This window comes from uncultured Aquabacterium sp., from assembly GCF_947366995.1.
In the GTDB taxonomy this organism is placed as follows: Bacteria; Pseudomonadota; Gammaproteobacteria; order Burkholderiales; family Burkholderiaceae_C; genus Aquabacterium.
In genome coordinates, this window is the sequence record NZ_CANBCC010000087.1 from 1 (window position 1) to 15601 (window position 15601).

The following is a 15601-nucleotide window of genomic DNA, read 5'->3' on the forward strand; positions in this document are numbered from 1 at the left end:
AGCCGCTCGCCACGCAGCAGCACCACGGCACAGCGCGTCTGGGCCACGAGCTTGGCGGCCATCGTCATCGTGTAGGCCGATCGGCCGAAGAACGGGGCCCACGCACCCATGCCTTCAGGCGGCACCTGATCGGGCAGCAGCCCCACGGTTTCGCCCTTCTTGAGCGCGCGCAGCATCTGGCGCACGCCGGCCAGCGTGGCGGGGCTGGTCTGCATGCCCGGGCGATTGCGCGAGTCCTTCATCATCTCGGCCAGCCAGGCCTGCTTGGCCGGGCGGTACAGCGCCGTGATGGGTTTGACGGCGCCGAAGCGCTCGGCATAGGCCTGGGCCGTGACCTCGAAGCAGCCGAGGTGCGGCGTCAGCAGCAGCAGGCCGCGCCCCTCGGCGAGGGCCGCCTCGACCACTTCGGGGTGGCGCCACTGCACGCGCGGGCCCAGGGCCTCCTCGCGCGGTCGGCCCCACATCAGGGGCAGCTCACCGACCATCCGGCCCGCATGGCCGACGGCCTGCCGTATCTGCGTGCGGCTCAGCCCGGCGGCACGGGCGTGCGCCTGCAGGCGCCGACGGTAGGTGGGCGACAGCAGGTAACTCAGCCAGCCCAGGCCCGCGCCGAGGGCGTGCAGGAGACCGAGCGGCCAGCGGGACAGGAGCGAGAACAGGCGGGCCATGCGTCGATTGTAGGGAGTCCCCCGCCTGCGCCCGCCGCGGCGGTTGCAGGACAACCCGGAAGCTTCCGCGCGCGCTGGTCCGGAAAACAACCCCGCCTCTGTGGTGCATCTGGCGCGTTTTCCGGGGCGCTGCGGCGAGCACGGCGAGCGCCGTTCCTCTAGAATTGCGCCATCGCCGAGTTAACAGGACAACTTGCGGGGCGATCCACAAATGCCGCTAAAGCGTTCGCCGCTGCCAGAAGAACCGCACCTTGCATGACTTCCACAGCCTCGGCGACGCCGAGTGCCCGTCATCAATCTTCTGGAGTACCCACTGTGGCGAACGATTTCCTCTTCACCTCCGAGTCCGTCTCTGAAGGCCACCCCGACAAGGTCGCCGACCAGATCTCGGACGCCATCCTCGACGCCATCTTCGAGCAGGACCCCAAGTCCCGCGTGGCCGCCGAAACGCTGTGCAACACCGGGCTGGTCGTGCTGGCCGGTGAAATCACCACCAACGCCCACGTCGACTACATCCAGGTGGCGCGCGACACCATCAAGCGCATCGGCTACGACAACACCGAGTACGGCATCGACTACAAGGGTTGCGCCGTGCTGGTCGCTTACGACAAGCAGTCGAATGACATCGCCCAGGGCGTGGACCACGCTTCGGACGATTACCTGAACATCGGCGCCGGCGACCAGGGGCTGATGTTCGGCTACGCCTGCGACGAAACGCCCGAGCTGATGCCGGCGCCCATCTACTACGCACACCGTCTGGTCGAGCGCCAGGCCCAGCTGCGCAAGGACGGCCGTCTGCCCTTCCTGCGCCCGGACGCCAAGAGCCAGGTCACGATGCGCTATGTGGACGGCAAGCCGCACAGCATCGACACCGTGGTGCTGTCGACCCAGCACGCCCCCGAGTGGAGCCTGGGCGACAAGATGAAGCCCGAGTTCAACGAGGCAATCATTGAAGAGATCATCAAGCCGGTGCTGCCCAAGGAGTGGCTCAAGGAGACCCGCTACCTGATCAACCCGACCGGTCGCTTCGTGATCGGCGGCCCGCAGGGTGACTGCGGTCTGACCGGCCGCAAGATCATCGTGGACACCTACGGCGGCGCCTGCCCGCACGGCGGTGGCGCGTTCTCGGGCAAGGACCCGTCGAAGGTGGACCGCTCGGCCGCCTACGCCGCCCGCTATGTGGCCAAGAACATCGTGGCAGCCGGTCTGGCGCGTCAGTGCCAGGTGCAGGTGGCCTACGCCATCGGCGTGGCCCAGCCCATGAACATCACGGTCTACACCGAAGGCACGGGCGTGATCCCTGACGACAAGCTGTCGAAGATCGTGGCCGAAAGCGGCATTTTCGACCTGCGTCCGAAGGGCATCATCCAGATGCTGGACCTGCTGCGCCCGATTTACTCCAAGACCGCAGCCTACGGCCACTTCGGCCGCGAAGAGCCCGAGTTCACGTGGGAGAAGACGGACAAGGCCCAGGCGCTGCGGGACGCAGCGGGCCTGAAGGGCTGAGGCCTGCGACAGCAGGGCTCACTGGGCCTTGCGGGGAGCGGCCGCCAGGCCGCGACCCACAAAGCGGCTGCACTGCGTGCAGCCGCCGGGCTGTAAGCCCGCCGCGCGCCAGCGCGGTATCCGGCTTGCGGCGCTGCGGGACGCAGCGGGCCTGTAAGCCCGATCACACCTTGAACACCCGCACCAGGCCGTTGAGCTGATCGGCCTGGTCGCGCAGGCTGGAGGCGGCCGCCGCGGCCTCTTCCACCAGCGCGGCGTTCTGCTGCGTCATCTGGTCGAGGTGCGTCACGGCGCCATTCACCTGGCGGATGCCTTCGCTCTGCTCGCTGGCCGAGGCGGTGATCTCGGTCATCATCTGGTTGACCCGCTCGATCGCCGAGACGATCTGCCGCATGGTTTGCCCCGCCGAGTCGACCAGCTTGGCGCCGTTGTCGACGCGCTCGGTCGAGTCGTTGATCAGCGTCTTGATTTCCTTGGCGGCCTGCGCGCTGCGCTGGGCCAGCGTGCGGACCTCACCGGCCACCACGGCAAAGCCGCGGCCCTGCTCGCCGGCGCGGGCTGCTTCCACCGCGGCGTTCAGCGCCAGAATGTTGGTCTGGAACGCGATGCCGTCGATCACGCCGATGATGTCGGCGATCTTGCGCGAAGCCATCGCGATGCCGTCCATCTGCGTCACCACCTCGTCCACCACCTGACCGCCATGGCGCACGGCCTGCGTGGCGTCCGTGGCCAGCTGGTTGGCTTCGCGGGCGGTGTCAGCGTAGTGCTGCACGGTGCCCGAGAGCTGCTCCATCGACGAAGCGGTCTGCTGCAGGCTGCTGGCCGCCTGTTCGGTGCGGGCACTCAGGTCGTGGTTGCCCGAGGCGATCTCGCCCGAGGCCGTGTGGATGCTGTCGGTGGCCTGTCGAACCTGGCTGACCAGGCCGCTGAGCGAGCGCGCCATGGCTTCCAGCGCCTGCATCAACTGCCCCAGTTCATCCTGGCGGGTCGTGTCCAGTTGCACGGTGAGGTCGCCCTCGGCAATGCGGCGTGCGGCCTCCACCGAGCGGTCCAGCGCGTGGCGGATCGAGCTGATGAGACGTTGTGCGCCGAGCGCCGCCAGCGCCAACAGGGCTGCCATCAGGGCCAGTGACCACAGTGTGTGGCCGCGGTGGCTGGCTGCCAGCTCGGCGCTCACGGCATTCGAAGCCTCTTCCTGCATCTCGGCAAACCGGCCCAGCGCCTGGTAGTAGGTGCTCACTTCCTTCTGGAAGGTGGCATCGGCCAGTGCGCGGGCACCTTCGGTGTCCCCGGCCTGCTGCAACGCGTCGATGCGCGCGCGGGTGGCGAGCACGGTCGCTCGCCGTTCGGCGATCAGCTGGATCTGGGCCTTGTCGGCGTCACTCAGCGGCAGCGTCTCGATGCGCTGCTTGATTTCGGTGATCTTGCGGATGTCGGCTTCGTTGCGGGCGCGCACCTTGTCAACGGCCCCGGTGTCGCTGCGGGCGTCGGTCAGCGCGACGATGCGGGTGACCACCACTTCGCTGAGGTGGGCCCACTGGCGTGCGGCCTTCAGTTTTTCCGCAGCGATGGCGCGCTTCGCATCTGCGCTGGCCATCTCCTGCATCGAAATCCAGCCGGCTCCGGCGTTGAGCGTCAGCACGGCGACAATGAGGAGGCCCAGGCCGGCCCACAATGTGCCGGCGATGCCCAATCGGGCGTGTTTCATGGCGTGGTTCCCTGGTTTTGCGGCCCGACGACACGCGGGCAGTCATCCAGGTTTTCGGCACACAATAGCCCCGGGGGTATGGGGTTTTTCCGAGTCCGGAAATCGTTAATCTACCGCCATTTATCGAGCTTCGGGCGGGGCAACAAACTGGCCGGTATCCCGCATTTTTAACGATCCGATCTCTTCCAGCGCGCCTAGGATGCTCGTACAGTGCGGCCCCGTCGCCTGCCACACCCATCATGAGAAAAAAGATCCCCGTGGCGCTGGTTCGCGTCGGCATGTACATCGACGAGCTGGACGCATCCTGGCTGGACCACCCGTTCTGGAAGTCGGCGTTCAAGGTGGAGCAGCCGGCGCAGCTGGCGCAGCTGAAGACTTCGAACATCAAAACGGTCTGGATCGACACCTCGAAGGGTGTGGATGTCGAGGCGCCGCGGCCGCCGGTGCCGACGCAGTGGGTCGATGACGTCGAGGTGCCGGCGGGTGCCGGTGCCCCCGAAGCCGACCTGAGCGGCATCGGTGCCCCCGCGCCGCAGCCCGTGCCGGCCAAGCCTTGTGGCATGACCGAAGAGGTGGTGCGCGCGCGCCGCATCCTCGGGCAGGCCCGGCCTGCGATGAAGTCGATGTTTGCCGACGCCCGCATGGGCAAGGCCGTCGACACCGAGCACTGCCTGCCGCTGGTCGATGAGATCACGCAGTCGGTGGCCCGCAATCCCGGCGCCATCGTGAGCCTGGCACGGCTCAAGACCAGCGACGACTACACCTACATGCACTCGGTGGCGGTGTGCGCGCTGATGGTGGCGCTGGCGCGCCAGCTGGGGCTCAGCGAGGACGAGACCCGTGAGGTCGGCCTGGCCGGGCTGGTGCACGACCTGGGCAAGGCCATGATGCCGCTGGACGTGCTCAACAAGCCCGGCAAGCTGACGGACGCCGAGTACGCCATCATGAAGGGCCACCCGGAAGCCGGGCACCGCATGCTGGTCGAGGGCCGCGGTGTGGGCAAGATTCCGCTTGAGGTGTGCCTGCACCACCATGAGAAGATGAATGGCACCGGCTATCCGCACCGCCTGAAGGGCGAGCAGATCAGCCTGTACGCCCGCATGGGCGCCGTGACCGACGTGTACGACGCCATCACCTCGAACCGCCCCTACAAGGCAGGTTGGGATCCGGCCGAGTCGGTGCAGAAGATGGCGCAGTGGACCAAGGAAGGCCACTTTGACGAGCGCGTGTTCCAGGCCTTCGTCAAGAGCCTGGGCATCTACCCGACGGGCTCGCTGGTGCGGCTGCAGTCCGGTCGTCTGGCCGTGGTGATGGAGCAGGGGACGGGCTCGCTGCTGCACCCGGTGGTGCGGGTGTTCTTCTCGACCAAGGCCAAGCAGCACATCCCGCCGGAGCGGCTGGACCTGAGCAAGTCGGTCGACCAGATCGTCGGCCGTGAGTCACCGGCCGTGTGGGGCTTCAAGCACCTCGACCAGCTGTGGATGCCGCAGCCCTGAGCGGCTGCGGCGTGTGCGCGTTCAGGCGCGGCGGCGGCGGGCCACAGCGGCCACGCCAGCCAGACCCAGGCCCATCATGGCCAGCGTCGAGGCTTCCGGCACGGCCGTGACCTTCAGGCCGGCCAGATAGTAGTCTTCCGGCGACTTCTTCACGGCATAGCCGAAAGTGAAGGTGTTGCCGATCAGCGGCGTGCTCAGGGTGACCGGCTGGCCGCCGTTCTTGCCGAAGCTGTACTCGACCGCCGCACGGCCGTCCACCGACACGGTGAAGCCGTCGAAGTCGTCCAGTTCGCGCGTCAGGCTCAGCGAGAGGCGGTCGTCCGGGAAGAACACCAGCTGGCTCAGCGCCACCGTGTGCTGGAACGACAGCGTCAGTGTTTCCTTCGGCTGGCTGAGCGAGTAGTTGCCGTCGACGATGTCGAAGCCGCTGGACTTCATGTAGCCGGTGACGACGCCGAGGCCGGCGTTGCTCAGCTTGCTCTGGTGCACCAGGGCCAGCGTGTCGAAGTCGGGGCTGTCCTTGGCGGTGACGGTCAGCAGGCCGCCGGCGGCGGTGTTGTAGCTGATGGAAGTGGCGCAGACGCCGCTGCCGCTGCACAGATTGGTCGAGCCGGCGGCGCCGGTGGCGGCCGTCAGGGCCACCCCGCCCACCGTGGTGTTCGTGAAGCCGATGGTTTCGGCGTGGGCGGTGGCCGCGATCAGGGCGGCGGCGACGAGAGAGGAACGGATCAGGCTGTGCATGGTGATGAAGGCTGGGTGGCGCAAAACGCACGCCGGAGTCCCCACTGTACCGAGCCCATGTCCTGTGTTGTCCCCCCCGAACCCGTGGACGCCGCCGTTCTTAGGGGGAAATCCGGACGCGCTGTCGCGGCTTCCCCCGTCCTTTCGGTGGGTGCTCAGGCCGATGCGGCCGCGGTGCCGCGTCGCTGTCGCCGGGCCACCCACCCGGCCACGAGCAGGCCGGTGCAGGCCAGGCCCCAGGTGGTGGGCTCGGGCACCGCCGGCGGTTGCGTGATGATCTCGCCCACCTTGCCGGCCACGAAGGCGCTGGTGAAGGACTCGGCGTGCAGGCCGCCATTGCGCAGGATGTTGAGGTTCCAGGCCCCGCCGCCGGTGGCGAGCGCCAGGTCGACATAGGCCGCACGGGTGCTCCCGGCGCCGCTGGCAAAGGCCCCGGTGCAGGTCGAGAACCCGCCCGCACCGTCTGCCTTGAACCCGGTCGTGCCGATGATGCCCATGGCGGCGCTGCCATCGCCACAACGGAAGGTGTTGTTGACCACGACGTTGAGCAGGGTGCGGTCGGCCTGCATGTCGGCCAGCAGCCCCCCGAAGGTCAGGCTGGGGTCGGTGTTGTCCCGGTCCTCGTCGGTGACGAGGATGATGTTGCGTGCGGCGCCGGCGCGCGGCGCGATGGTGGCGGCCTGGTTCAGGGCCGCCCAGCCGTCTTCGGTGGAGCCGGATGCCGCCAGCCCGGCGCTCGCCGTCACCCAGTCGGCCGCCGAACCGAGCTGGCTGCCCCCGATGCTGAACGAGCGCACGTAGTGCGGCTTGCCTGCCGCACTGGCGCCGAACCCGGTCAGGCCGAAGCGGTTGCCGGTCAGGCCCAGCGCGCCGAGCTCGGCATCGAGCGTGGGGACGACGGTGCGCATCCACGCCTGTTCGCCGGTCATCGAGCCGGACTCGTCCATCAGCACGATGAGATCGGCCGTCGTGGCCTTGGGGGCGGCCTGGGCCGACAGGGCGGCAAACGCCGCGACGACCACGGCAAGGTGGCGCTGGTTCATGGGGACTCTCCTGAAATGAATGATGGTGACGCGCGGACCGCGCGGACGGCAGCTTACGGGCGTGCCGGTCACCACCCCATCCCTAGAGAGCGGGATCGGATTCCGTGCGCGGGGCATGCGATTTGCCCGCGCACGGATCACTTCACTGGCTCGACAGGCTCAGGCCCGCGTGCTCGCGCAGCGGGTGGAAGTGCACGTGCGGGTGCCGCTCGGCCGTCAGCCGCAGGTCGTACGCCGAGGTCATCATGTAGGCCAGGGTGTCGGCCGCGTCGAGTGCCAGCTTGCTGGCGTTCTCGTCGGTGAACTTCTTCAGCGCCTCGGGCGTGTCGGCCGTGATCCAGCGCGCGCCGGTGAAGCGGCAGGGCATCAGGCGGATGTCGACGCCGTACTCGGCCATCAGGCGGTGCTGCACCACTTCGAACTGCAGCTGACCGACGGCGCCCAGCAGCATGGCGCCGCCCACCTCGGGCCGGAAGACCTGGATGGCGCCTTCTTCACCCAATTGCAGCAGGCCGGCCTGCAGCTGCTTGCTCTTCATCGGGTTCTTCAGCTCGACCGTCTGGAACAGCTCGGGCGCGAAGAAGGGCAGGCCGGTGTACTGCAGGCTGATGCCGTCGGTGATGGTGTCGCCCAGCTGCACGCCGCCGTGCGTGGTGAAACCGATGATGTCGCCGGCAAAGGCTTCGTCGACCGCTTCACGGCGCTGCGACAGGAAGGTGACGACGGACGTGGGCCGCAGCTCCTTGCCGCTGCGCTGCACCTTGAGCTTCATGCCCGGGGTGTATTTGCCCGAGCACACGCGCACGAAGGCGATGCGGTCGCGGTGCGACGGGTCCATGTTGGCCTGCACCTTGAAGACGACGCCGGAGAAGTTGGCCATGTCGGGCGCGATCTCCTTGTGCGAGCCGTCCTTCTCGGTGCTGAAGCGGGGGCGCGGTGCCGGGGCCAGGTCGACCAGGGCGTCGAGCACCTCCTGCACGCCGAAGTTGTTGACGGCCGAGCCGAAGAACACGGGCGTCTGCTTGGCGGCGAGGAACTGTTCGAGGTCGAACGCGGGCGCGGCCTCGGCCATGAGCTCCATGTTCTGCTCGGCCAGCTCCCAGTCGTGGCCGAAACGCTCGGCCAGCTTGGCGCGCTCGGTGAGCGGCACCACTTCGTACTCGTCGCTGCGCTTGTCCTCGCCGGCGTCGAACAGGCGCATGCTCTGCGTGCGCAGGTTGACGATGCCGCCAAAGCCCTTGCCCTGGCCCACGGGCCACGTCATCGGCACGCAGGGCATGCCCAGTTCGGCTTCCACTTCATCGAGCAGTTCGATGGGGTCGCGGCCTTCGCGGTCCATCTTGTTGATGAAGGTGATGATGGGCGTGTCACGCTGGCGGCAGACCTCGATCAGGCGCTTGGTCTGGGCCTCCACGCCGTTGGCCGCGTCGATGACCATCAGGGCCGAGTCGACCGCGGTCAGCACGCGGTAGGTGTCTTCCGAGAAGTCCTTGTGGCCCGGGGTGTCGAGCAGGTTCACCACGTGCTCGCGGTAGAGCATCTGCATGACGGACGAGGCCACCGAAATGCCGCGCTGCTTTTCGATTTCCATCCAGTCCGACGTGGCGTGGCGCGAGGCCTTGCGGCCCTTGACCGCCCCGGCGATGTGGATGGCGCCCGAGAACAGCAGCAGCTTTTCCGTCAACGTCGTCTTACCGGCGTCGGGGTGGGAAATGATCGCGAAGGTGCGGCGGCGGCGGGTTTCGGGCGTGAAGCTCACGGGCAGGCTCGGCAGGGAATCGAACCTGCGATTGTCGCAGCTTCGGTTGACCTGCGGGGGATCAGGCTGTCTGCGGGGCGTGCAGGCCGAGGGCGGTTTCCAGCGGCTCCGGCCGGTGCACGAGGTAGCCCTGCGCGTAGTCCACCCCGATGCGGCGCAGTTCGGTCACCGTCGCCTCGTCCTCGACGAACTCGGCAATGGTGCGGATGCCCAGCACCTGGGCCACGTCGCGGAAGCAGCGCACGGCGGCGTGGTCGAGCGCGTTGCTGGTCAGGGTCTTGATGAACTGGCCGTCGATCTTGAGGTAGTCCACCGCCAGGCTCTTGAGGTAGCCGAAGGACGAGGAGCCCGCACCGAAGTCGTCCAGCGCAATGCGCACGCCGAGCTTGCGCATCTCGTCGATGAAGACGGTGGCGTCGGCCAGGTTGGTGATGGCCGCGGTCTCGGTGATCTCCAGGCAGAGCTTGCGCACGTCGATGCGGGTGCGGGACACCAGCTCGGCCACGAAGCGGTGAAAGGCCTTGTCGCCGATGGACTGGCCTGAGAGATTGACGGCCAGCGTGGCCACGTGGCCGAGGTCGCCTTCGTGGGCCTCGAGCATGCGGAAGGCGTGGCGCAGCACCCAGCGGTCGATGCGCGACGCCATGTGGAAGCGCTCGGCGGCGGGCAGGAAGGCGCCGGGCGGAATGAGTTTGCCGTCGTCGTCGCGCAGGCGGATCAGCAATTCGGCGTGCAGGCCCTCGTGCGCGGCATGCTGGCCAAGCGGGGCGATGCGCTGCGCGTACAGCACGAAGCGGTCTTCGTCGATGGCCTGCTCCAGCCGGCTGGCCCACTGCATTTCGCCCTGGCGGGCCTTGAGCATCTGGTCGGTGTCGTACCAGGCGTGCACGCGGTTGCGGCCGGCTTCCTTGGCGGCGTAGCAGGCCGTGTCGGCCGCCTGCAGCACCAGCGAGGCGTTGGCCCAGCGGGCATCCACCGGCACGAGGCCGATGCTGGTGCCGATGCGGAAACGCCGGCCCTCGTGCGTGAAGCGGAAGTCCTCCATCGCGTCGCAGATCTGCTGGGCCACGCGCTGCGCCTGCTCGACCGTGCAGTGCTCGAGGATCACGCCGAACTCGTCGCCGCCCAGGCGCGCCAGCGTGTCGCGCGAGCGCACGCAGCCTTGCAGCAGTGTGGTGACCTGGCACAGCAGCTGGTCGCCCATCGCGTGGCCGCACGCGTCGTTGACGAGCTTGAACTGGTCCAGGTCGATGTACATCATCGCGTGGCGCGTGCCATCGGCATGGGCCTTCTCGAGCGTGTGCATCAGGCGCCGTTCGAACTCGCCACGGTTGATGAGCCCGGTGAGCTCGTCGTGCGTCGCACGGAAGCGCATCTCGCGGCCCATGCGGCGCTGCTCGGTCACATCGTGGAAGACGAGCACCACGCCCAGCACGGTGCCCTGGTCATCGCGGATGGGCGCGGCCGATTCCTCGATGCCGTACTCGCTGCCATTGCGCGAGAGCAGTTGCGTATGGCGGCACAGCGGAATCGCGTGGTGATCGGACAGGCAGCGCGTGACGGGGCAGGGCGCCGGCAGGCGGCTGTGCTCGTCCACGATCTGGAAGACCTCGGCAAGCGGCAGGCCGCGCGCGGCCTCGGTGCTCCAGGCCGTCATGCGTTCGGCCACGGGGTTCAGCCACTGCACGCGGCCTTGTGCATCGGTGGTGATGACGGCGTCGCCGATGGACAGCAGCGTCACGCGCAGCAACTCGTGCTTCTCGGCCAGCTCGCGCTCCATGCGCTTGCGCTCGGTGATGTCGTAGTTGGTGCCCACCACCCGCACGGCCTGGCCATGGTCATCGCGGAAGATCGTCGCGCGCGCATAGACCGAGCGCACCGTGCCGTCCGGATGCTGCACGCGGAAGTCGTAATCCAGCGTGCGCCGGCCGGCCAGTGCCTCGGCAAACACCTGTGCCGAATGGGCTCGGTCGTCAGGGTGAATGCAACGCCGCCAGTCGTCCAGCTTGCCGGAGAAGGTCTCGCGCGGGCAGCCGAAGATGCCGAACATCTCGTCGCTCCACATCAGGCGGTCGGCCGCGATGTCGAACTCCCAGATGCCGATGCCGTTGGCCTGGGTGGCGACACGCAGGCGCTCCTGGTGGGCCTTCAGCTCGGCCTCGACGGCGCGGCGGCGCGTCACGTCCTCCAGGATGGTCACGGTGCGGACATGCTGGCCGCTTTCATCCCGCTCCAGGATGGCGGACATCAGCGTTTCGAGCACCGTGCCGTCCTTGCGCAGCAGGCGGTAGGGCATGTCCACGCACCGGCCGTGACGATCGAGTTCGGCGCGGGCGTGGGCCCGGGTGGGCGCCATGCCCGGCGCCATCAGCGCATCGACCGGGCGGCCCACCACCTCGTCACGGGTGTAGCCCATCTTGTCCAGCCAGGTGTCGCTGACGGTGAGGAGCCGGTTCGCAGCGTCCATCGAGCACAGCATCGCCGGTGTCCGCTCGTACAGCGTGCGCAGGCGCGCTTCGCTCTGGCGCAGCGCCTCGGCAGCCGCGCGGTAGGCCGTGATGTCGCGACCCACGGAGTGGATGCCCAGCACGCGGCCGTCGTGGTCGCGGCGCACGCGGTTCGTCCAGCCGAACCAGTGCAGTTCGCCATCGTGACCCCGCAGGCGGTTCTCGCCGTGCCAGACCTCGCCTTCCGCGCACAGCGCGGCCAGATGCTGGCGGACGCCTGCGCAGTCCTCGGGTGCGATCAGGTCGTAGATGGAGCGCCCCACGAGCGCCTCGGCGTCGCCGCCCATGAAGCGGGCGTAGGCCCCGTTGACGAAGCGCAGCGTGCCGTCCGGATCCATCAGCGAGATGAGCTCCGCCTGGTCCTCGACCAGCAGGCGATAGCGGTGCTCCCGCTCACGCAGTTCGTCTTCGTAGCGGCTCTTGGCCTGCAGCGTCTGTTCGATCGCCCGCCCGCGCATCGCCAGCGCTGCCGCAGCGGCATCGGCCAGCTCGCGCAGCATGGCGCGCTGGTGGGCGTCCAGTTCACGGGGCTCGCGGTCGATCACGCACAGCGTGCCGATGCGGGTGCCGTCGTCGAGCGCAATCGGGGCGCCGGCGTAAAAGCGGATGTGCGGGTCGTCGCACACCAGCGGGTTGCGTTCGAACCGCGGGTCCTGCCGGGCGTCGTTCACCTCGAGCACGTCGCTTCCGAGGATGGCGTGCGCACAGAAGGCGACATCGCGCGGCGTCTCGCTCACGCCCTCCAGGCCCGTGGCCGACTTGAACCATTGCCGCTCGGCGTCGATCAGCGACACCAGGGCGATCGGCACGCCGCACACCTGGCTGGCCAGCCGGGTCAGCGCGTCGAACACCGGTTCCGGTGCGGTGTCCAGCACCGCCAGCGCCTGCAAGCGCGCCAAACGGTGGGCTTCATCGGGGGGCAGCGGGGCGGGGCAAGTCATCCGGAGGGGTATAGACCAGGGGAGGGTGGGGGCGGGGGAGCCCCGTTCGCGTGCCGTGCGTCGGCTCCCGGCGTTATTGTCGGGTGGCCGACGTGTCGTTATGCTCGGGCTACGGCCGTATTTGCGCCGGTTTTGTCACGATCACCGCGGGTTCGTCATGCGGCTCAAGCAGGCGTCCCCGAATGCCGATACACAGAACGATCGAGTCCGCTCACCCGCGCTGAAACCCAGCCCCCCGCCTTGCGCCGCCTTCTCACCCTCTTCCACCCTGGTTCGTCGCTGGATGTCTTCCGCGAACTCATGGGGGCCGTGGCCATCGTGGCGGGGATCACCCATTTCTGCCTCATCCTCGTCTTTCATTTCAGCGGGGTGCGCTCGCTGGCGCTGGTCAACGTCGCCAGCGTCCTGCTGTACGTGCTGACCGGCCTGCTGCTGCGCAACGGGCACGTCCGCCTGTAGATGGGATTGATGGCGCTGGAAATCATTGCCCACGGCGTGCTGGCGGTGCAGGCCATCGGCTGGGACAGCGGCTTTCACTTCTACATCATCCTCATCATCCCGGTGCTGATCGTGAACTCGATGCTGGCGCCCGCCGGGAAGGCGGTGCTGGTGGTGCTCACCGGCCTGCTCTATCTGCTGATGGACTGGCGCTGGCGCGGGGCGGCGCCCTACATGAACGCGTCCCAGACGGTGGTCGACGTCATGTACTACTTCAACCTCACCTGCACCCTCGTCATCCTGGCCCTGCTGGCCACCATCTACTACCGGCTGGTGACCCTGGCCCAGGCCCGCCTGCAGGAGCTGGCGCGCACCGACCCGCTCACGCAGTTGCGCAACCGGCGCGCCGCGATGGAGGCGGCCCAGCGCGAGGCCGCGCGGGTGGCGCGCGGCGCGGGGCCGCTGGCGGTGCTGCTCGGCGATGTCGACCACTTCAAGGCAATCAACGACACCCATGGCCACGAGACCGGCGACGACGCTCTCCGGGCCGTGGCCGATGTGCTGCGCGCCGGGGTGCGCCAGGTCGACCACGTGGCGCGATGGGGCGGCGAGGAGTTCCTCATCCTGCTGCCCGGCACCGAGGTGCCGGAGGCGATGGCGGTGGCCGAGCGCCTGCGTGCCGGCGTCCAGCAGCTGCGTGTGGCGGGTGCCAATGGCCAGCCGCTGACCCTGGCCATGACGGTGGGGGTCAGTGTGCTGGAGGCCGGTGGCGCCTTCGACCAGGCCCTCGCTCGCGCAGACCGTGCGCTCTATGCGGGCAAACAGGCCGGCCGCAACCGCGTCGTCCTCGCGTCGCCGACCGAAAGCTGAACACAGGCGGCCCCGGACGATTTATACTCACGTCCGCTTTCGAGGAGCGTTGCAAGGCCCCTGACCCCCGGTCGGCGCAGGCCCCAGGCTCGAAAGACAAGACCTCTTGCAACGGCGCTCACCCGCATGTGTCCCGCTGGGTGAGTTGCATCTTTTTGCCTTTCCGACTCCCGGCAGCGCACGGCGGCTTCTGATCCTTTCGGAGCCCTGACCATGAACGCTGTTCTCAAACCCCTGCCTTCCGACCAGTACGTGGTCGCCGACCTGTCGCTGGCCGACTGGGGTCGCAAGGAACTGACCATTGCCGAGCACGAGATGCCCGCGCTGATGGCCATCCGCAAGGAATACGCCGCCACGCAGCCCCTGAAGGGCGCGCGCATCACCGGCTCGCTGCACATGACCATCCAGACCGGCGTGCTGGTCGAAACGCTGCAGGCCCTGGGCGCCGAAGTGCGCTGGGCGTCGTGCAACATCTTCTCGACGCAGGACCACGCCGCTGCCGCCCTGGTGGCCGCCGGCACGCCCGTGTTCGCCTACAAGGGCGAGACGCTGGAAGACTACTGGGACTACACCCACCGCATCTTCGAATTCGGCCCGGCCGGCACGCCCGGTGAAGGCCCGAACATGATCCTGGACGACGGCGGCGACGCCACGCTGCTGATGCACCTGGGCAAGCGCGCCGAGAAGGACGCCTCGCTGCTGAGCAACCCCGGCAGCGAAGAAGAGCGCGTGCTGTTCGCCGCCATCAAGGCCAAGCTGGCCCAGGACCCGACCTGGTACTCGCGCAAGTCGGCCGAGATCATCGGCGTGACCGAAGAGACCACGACCGGCGTGCACCGCCTCAACGAGATGAGCGCCAAGGGCACGCTGATGTTCCGTGCCATCAACGTGAACGACTCGGTGACCAAGTCGAAGTTCGACAACCTGTACGGTTGCCGCGAGTCGCTGGTCGACGGCATCAAGCGCGCGACCGACGTGATGGTGGCCGGCAAGATCGCCGTGGTGGCCGGCTACGGTGACGTGGGCAAGGGCTCGGCTCAGGCCCTGCGCGCGCTCAGCGCCCAGGTGTGGGTGACCGAGATCGACCCGATCAACGCGCTGCAGGCCGCCATGGAAGGCTACCGCGTCGTCACGATGGACTACGCCGCCGACAAGGCCGACATCTTCGTGACCGCCACCGGCAACAAGAGCGTGATCACCTACAAGCACATGGAAGCGATGAAGGAAAACGCCATCGTGTGCAACATCGGTCACTTCGACAACGAGATCGACGTGGCCGAGGCCGAAGCCAAGTGCAAGTGGGAAGAGATCAAGCCGCAGGTCGACCACGTGATCTTCCCCGATGGCAAGCGCATCATCATGCTGGCCAAGGGCCGCCTGGTGAACCTCGGCTGCGCCACCGGCCACCCGAGCTACGTGATGTCGTCGAGCTTCGCGAACCAGACGATCGCCCAGATCGAGCTGTTCGCGCACAAGGACGCCTACGACGTGGGCAAGGTCTACGTGCTGCCCAAGCACCTCGACGAGAAGGTGGCCCGCCTGCAGCTGGTCACGCTCAACGCCCAGCTGACCGAGCTGACCGACGAGCAGGCCGCCTACATCGGCGTGCCCAAGCAGGGCCCGTACAAGCCCGACACGTATCGGTATTGACCACCCCCTACGGCCTTCGGCCGCCCCCTCAAGGGGGCACCGCCTATGGACCGGCAGAGCCGGATCCATGGCGGTTGCTGGATCGAACTGCGCGGTGCTGACAGGGCCGCGCTTGCAAGGAAATTCATGCCACGCGCTGATCAGCTTCTCGTTCAACAAGGGCTCGTGCCCACCCGCTCGGCGGCCCATCGGCTGATCGACGCCAGTGCGGCGCAGTGGCTCGGCCCCAAGGGCTGGACCACGCTGCGCAAGGCCGGCGAAGACCTGCCCGAGG

General features: G+C 68.1%; 11 protein-coding genes and 1 riboswitch. Of the genes, 5 read left to right on the forward strand and 6 right to left on the reverse strand.

Going from position 1 to position 15601, the window contains the following annotated elements; genetic code table 11:
* A partial coding sequence (locus tag Q0Z44_RS16710; protein ID WP_298014873.1) for a lysophospholipid acyltransferase family protein occupies window positions 1-668 on the reverse strand: 668 nt, incomplete at its 3' end.
* Between the two features lie 315 nt (window positions 669-983).
* Here Q0Z44_RS16710 and metK point away from each other — a divergent pair.
* Window positions 984-2174, forward strand: coding sequence for a methionine adenosyltransferase (gene metK, locus Q0Z44_RS16715; RefSeq protein ID WP_298014876.1), 1191 nt, complete (start codon window positions 984-986; stop codon window positions 2172-2174).
* A 163-nt stretch (window positions 2175-2337) separates the two neighbouring features.
* Here the strand turns inward: metK and Q0Z44_RS16720 are convergent, their stop codons facing one another.
* Complete coding sequence (locus tag Q0Z44_RS16720; protein WP_298014878.1) at window positions 2338-3882, reverse strand: methyl-accepting chemotaxis protein; 1545 nt, start codon at window positions 3880-3882, stop codon at window positions 2338-2340.
* A gap of 239 nt (window positions 3883-4121) precedes the next feature.
* Between Q0Z44_RS16720 and Q0Z44_RS16725 the strand changes: the two genes are divergently transcribed.
* Window positions 4122-5378, forward strand: a complete 1257-nt coding sequence (locus Q0Z44_RS16725; RefSeq protein WP_298014880.1) for an HD-GYP domain-containing protein — start codon at window positions 4122-4124, stop codon at window positions 5376-5378.
* A gap of 21 nt (window positions 5379-5399) precedes the next feature.
* On the opposite strand, the gene Q0Z44_RS16730 is transcribed toward Q0Z44_RS16725, so the two are convergent.
* The 4 genes from Q0Z44_RS16730 to Q0Z44_RS16745 all read right to left on the reverse strand — a co-directional run bounded on the left by Q0Z44_RS16730 (window position 5400) and on the right by Q0Z44_RS16745 (window position 12369).
* On the reverse strand, window positions 5400-6119 hold the full coding sequence (locus Q0Z44_RS16730) for a PEP-CTERM sorting domain-containing protein (protein ID WP_298014882.1): 720 nt from the start codon (window positions 6117-6119) through the stop codon (window positions 5400-5402).
* 155 nt (window positions 6120-6274) lie between these two features.
* On the reverse strand, window positions 6275-7162 hold the full coding sequence (locus Q0Z44_RS16735; RefSeq protein WP_298014884.1) for a vWA domain-containing protein: 888 nt from the start codon (window positions 7160-7162) through the stop codon (window positions 6275-6277).
* Between the two features lie 142 nt (window positions 7163-7304).
* Entirely contained in the window at window positions 7305-8921 is a 1617-nt protein-coding gene (locus tag Q0Z44_RS16740; RefSeq protein WP_298014886.1) for a peptide chain release factor 3, read from the reverse strand.
* 61 nt (window positions 8922-8982) lie between these two features.
* Complete coding sequence (locus Q0Z44_RS16745) at window positions 8983-12369, reverse strand: PAS domain S-box protein (RefSeq protein ID WP_298014888.1); 3387 nt, start codon at window positions 12367-12369, stop codon at window positions 8983-8985.
* Between the two features lie 240 nt (window positions 12370-12609).
* On the opposite strand from Q0Z44_RS16745, the gene Q0Z44_RS16750 reads away from it, so the two are divergent.
* The 3 genes from Q0Z44_RS16750 to ahcY all read left to right on the forward strand — a co-directional run bounded on the left by Q0Z44_RS16750 (window position 12610) and on the right by ahcY (window position 15327).
* Window positions 12610-12828, forward strand: a complete 219-nt coding sequence (locus Q0Z44_RS16750; RefSeq protein ID WP_298014890.1) for a hypothetical protein — start codon at window positions 12610-12612, stop codon at window positions 12826-12828.
* Between the two features lie 9 nt (window positions 12829-12837).
* On the forward strand, window positions 12838-13677 hold the full coding sequence (locus Q0Z44_RS16755) for a GGDEF domain-containing protein (protein ID WP_298014891.1): 840 nt from the start codon (window positions 12838-12840) through the stop codon (window positions 13675-13677).
* Between the two features lie 35 nt (window positions 13678-13712).
* Window positions 13713-13804: riboswitch (S-adenosyl-L-homocysteine riboswitch) on the forward strand.
* Between the two features lie 86 nt (window positions 13805-13890).
* A complete protein-coding gene (gene ahcY, locus Q0Z44_RS16760; RefSeq protein ID WP_298014892.1) occupies window positions 13891-15327 on the forward strand; it encodes an adenosylhomocysteinase in 1437 nt (478 codons plus the stop codon).
* Window positions 15328-15601 lie beyond the last annotated feature (274 nt).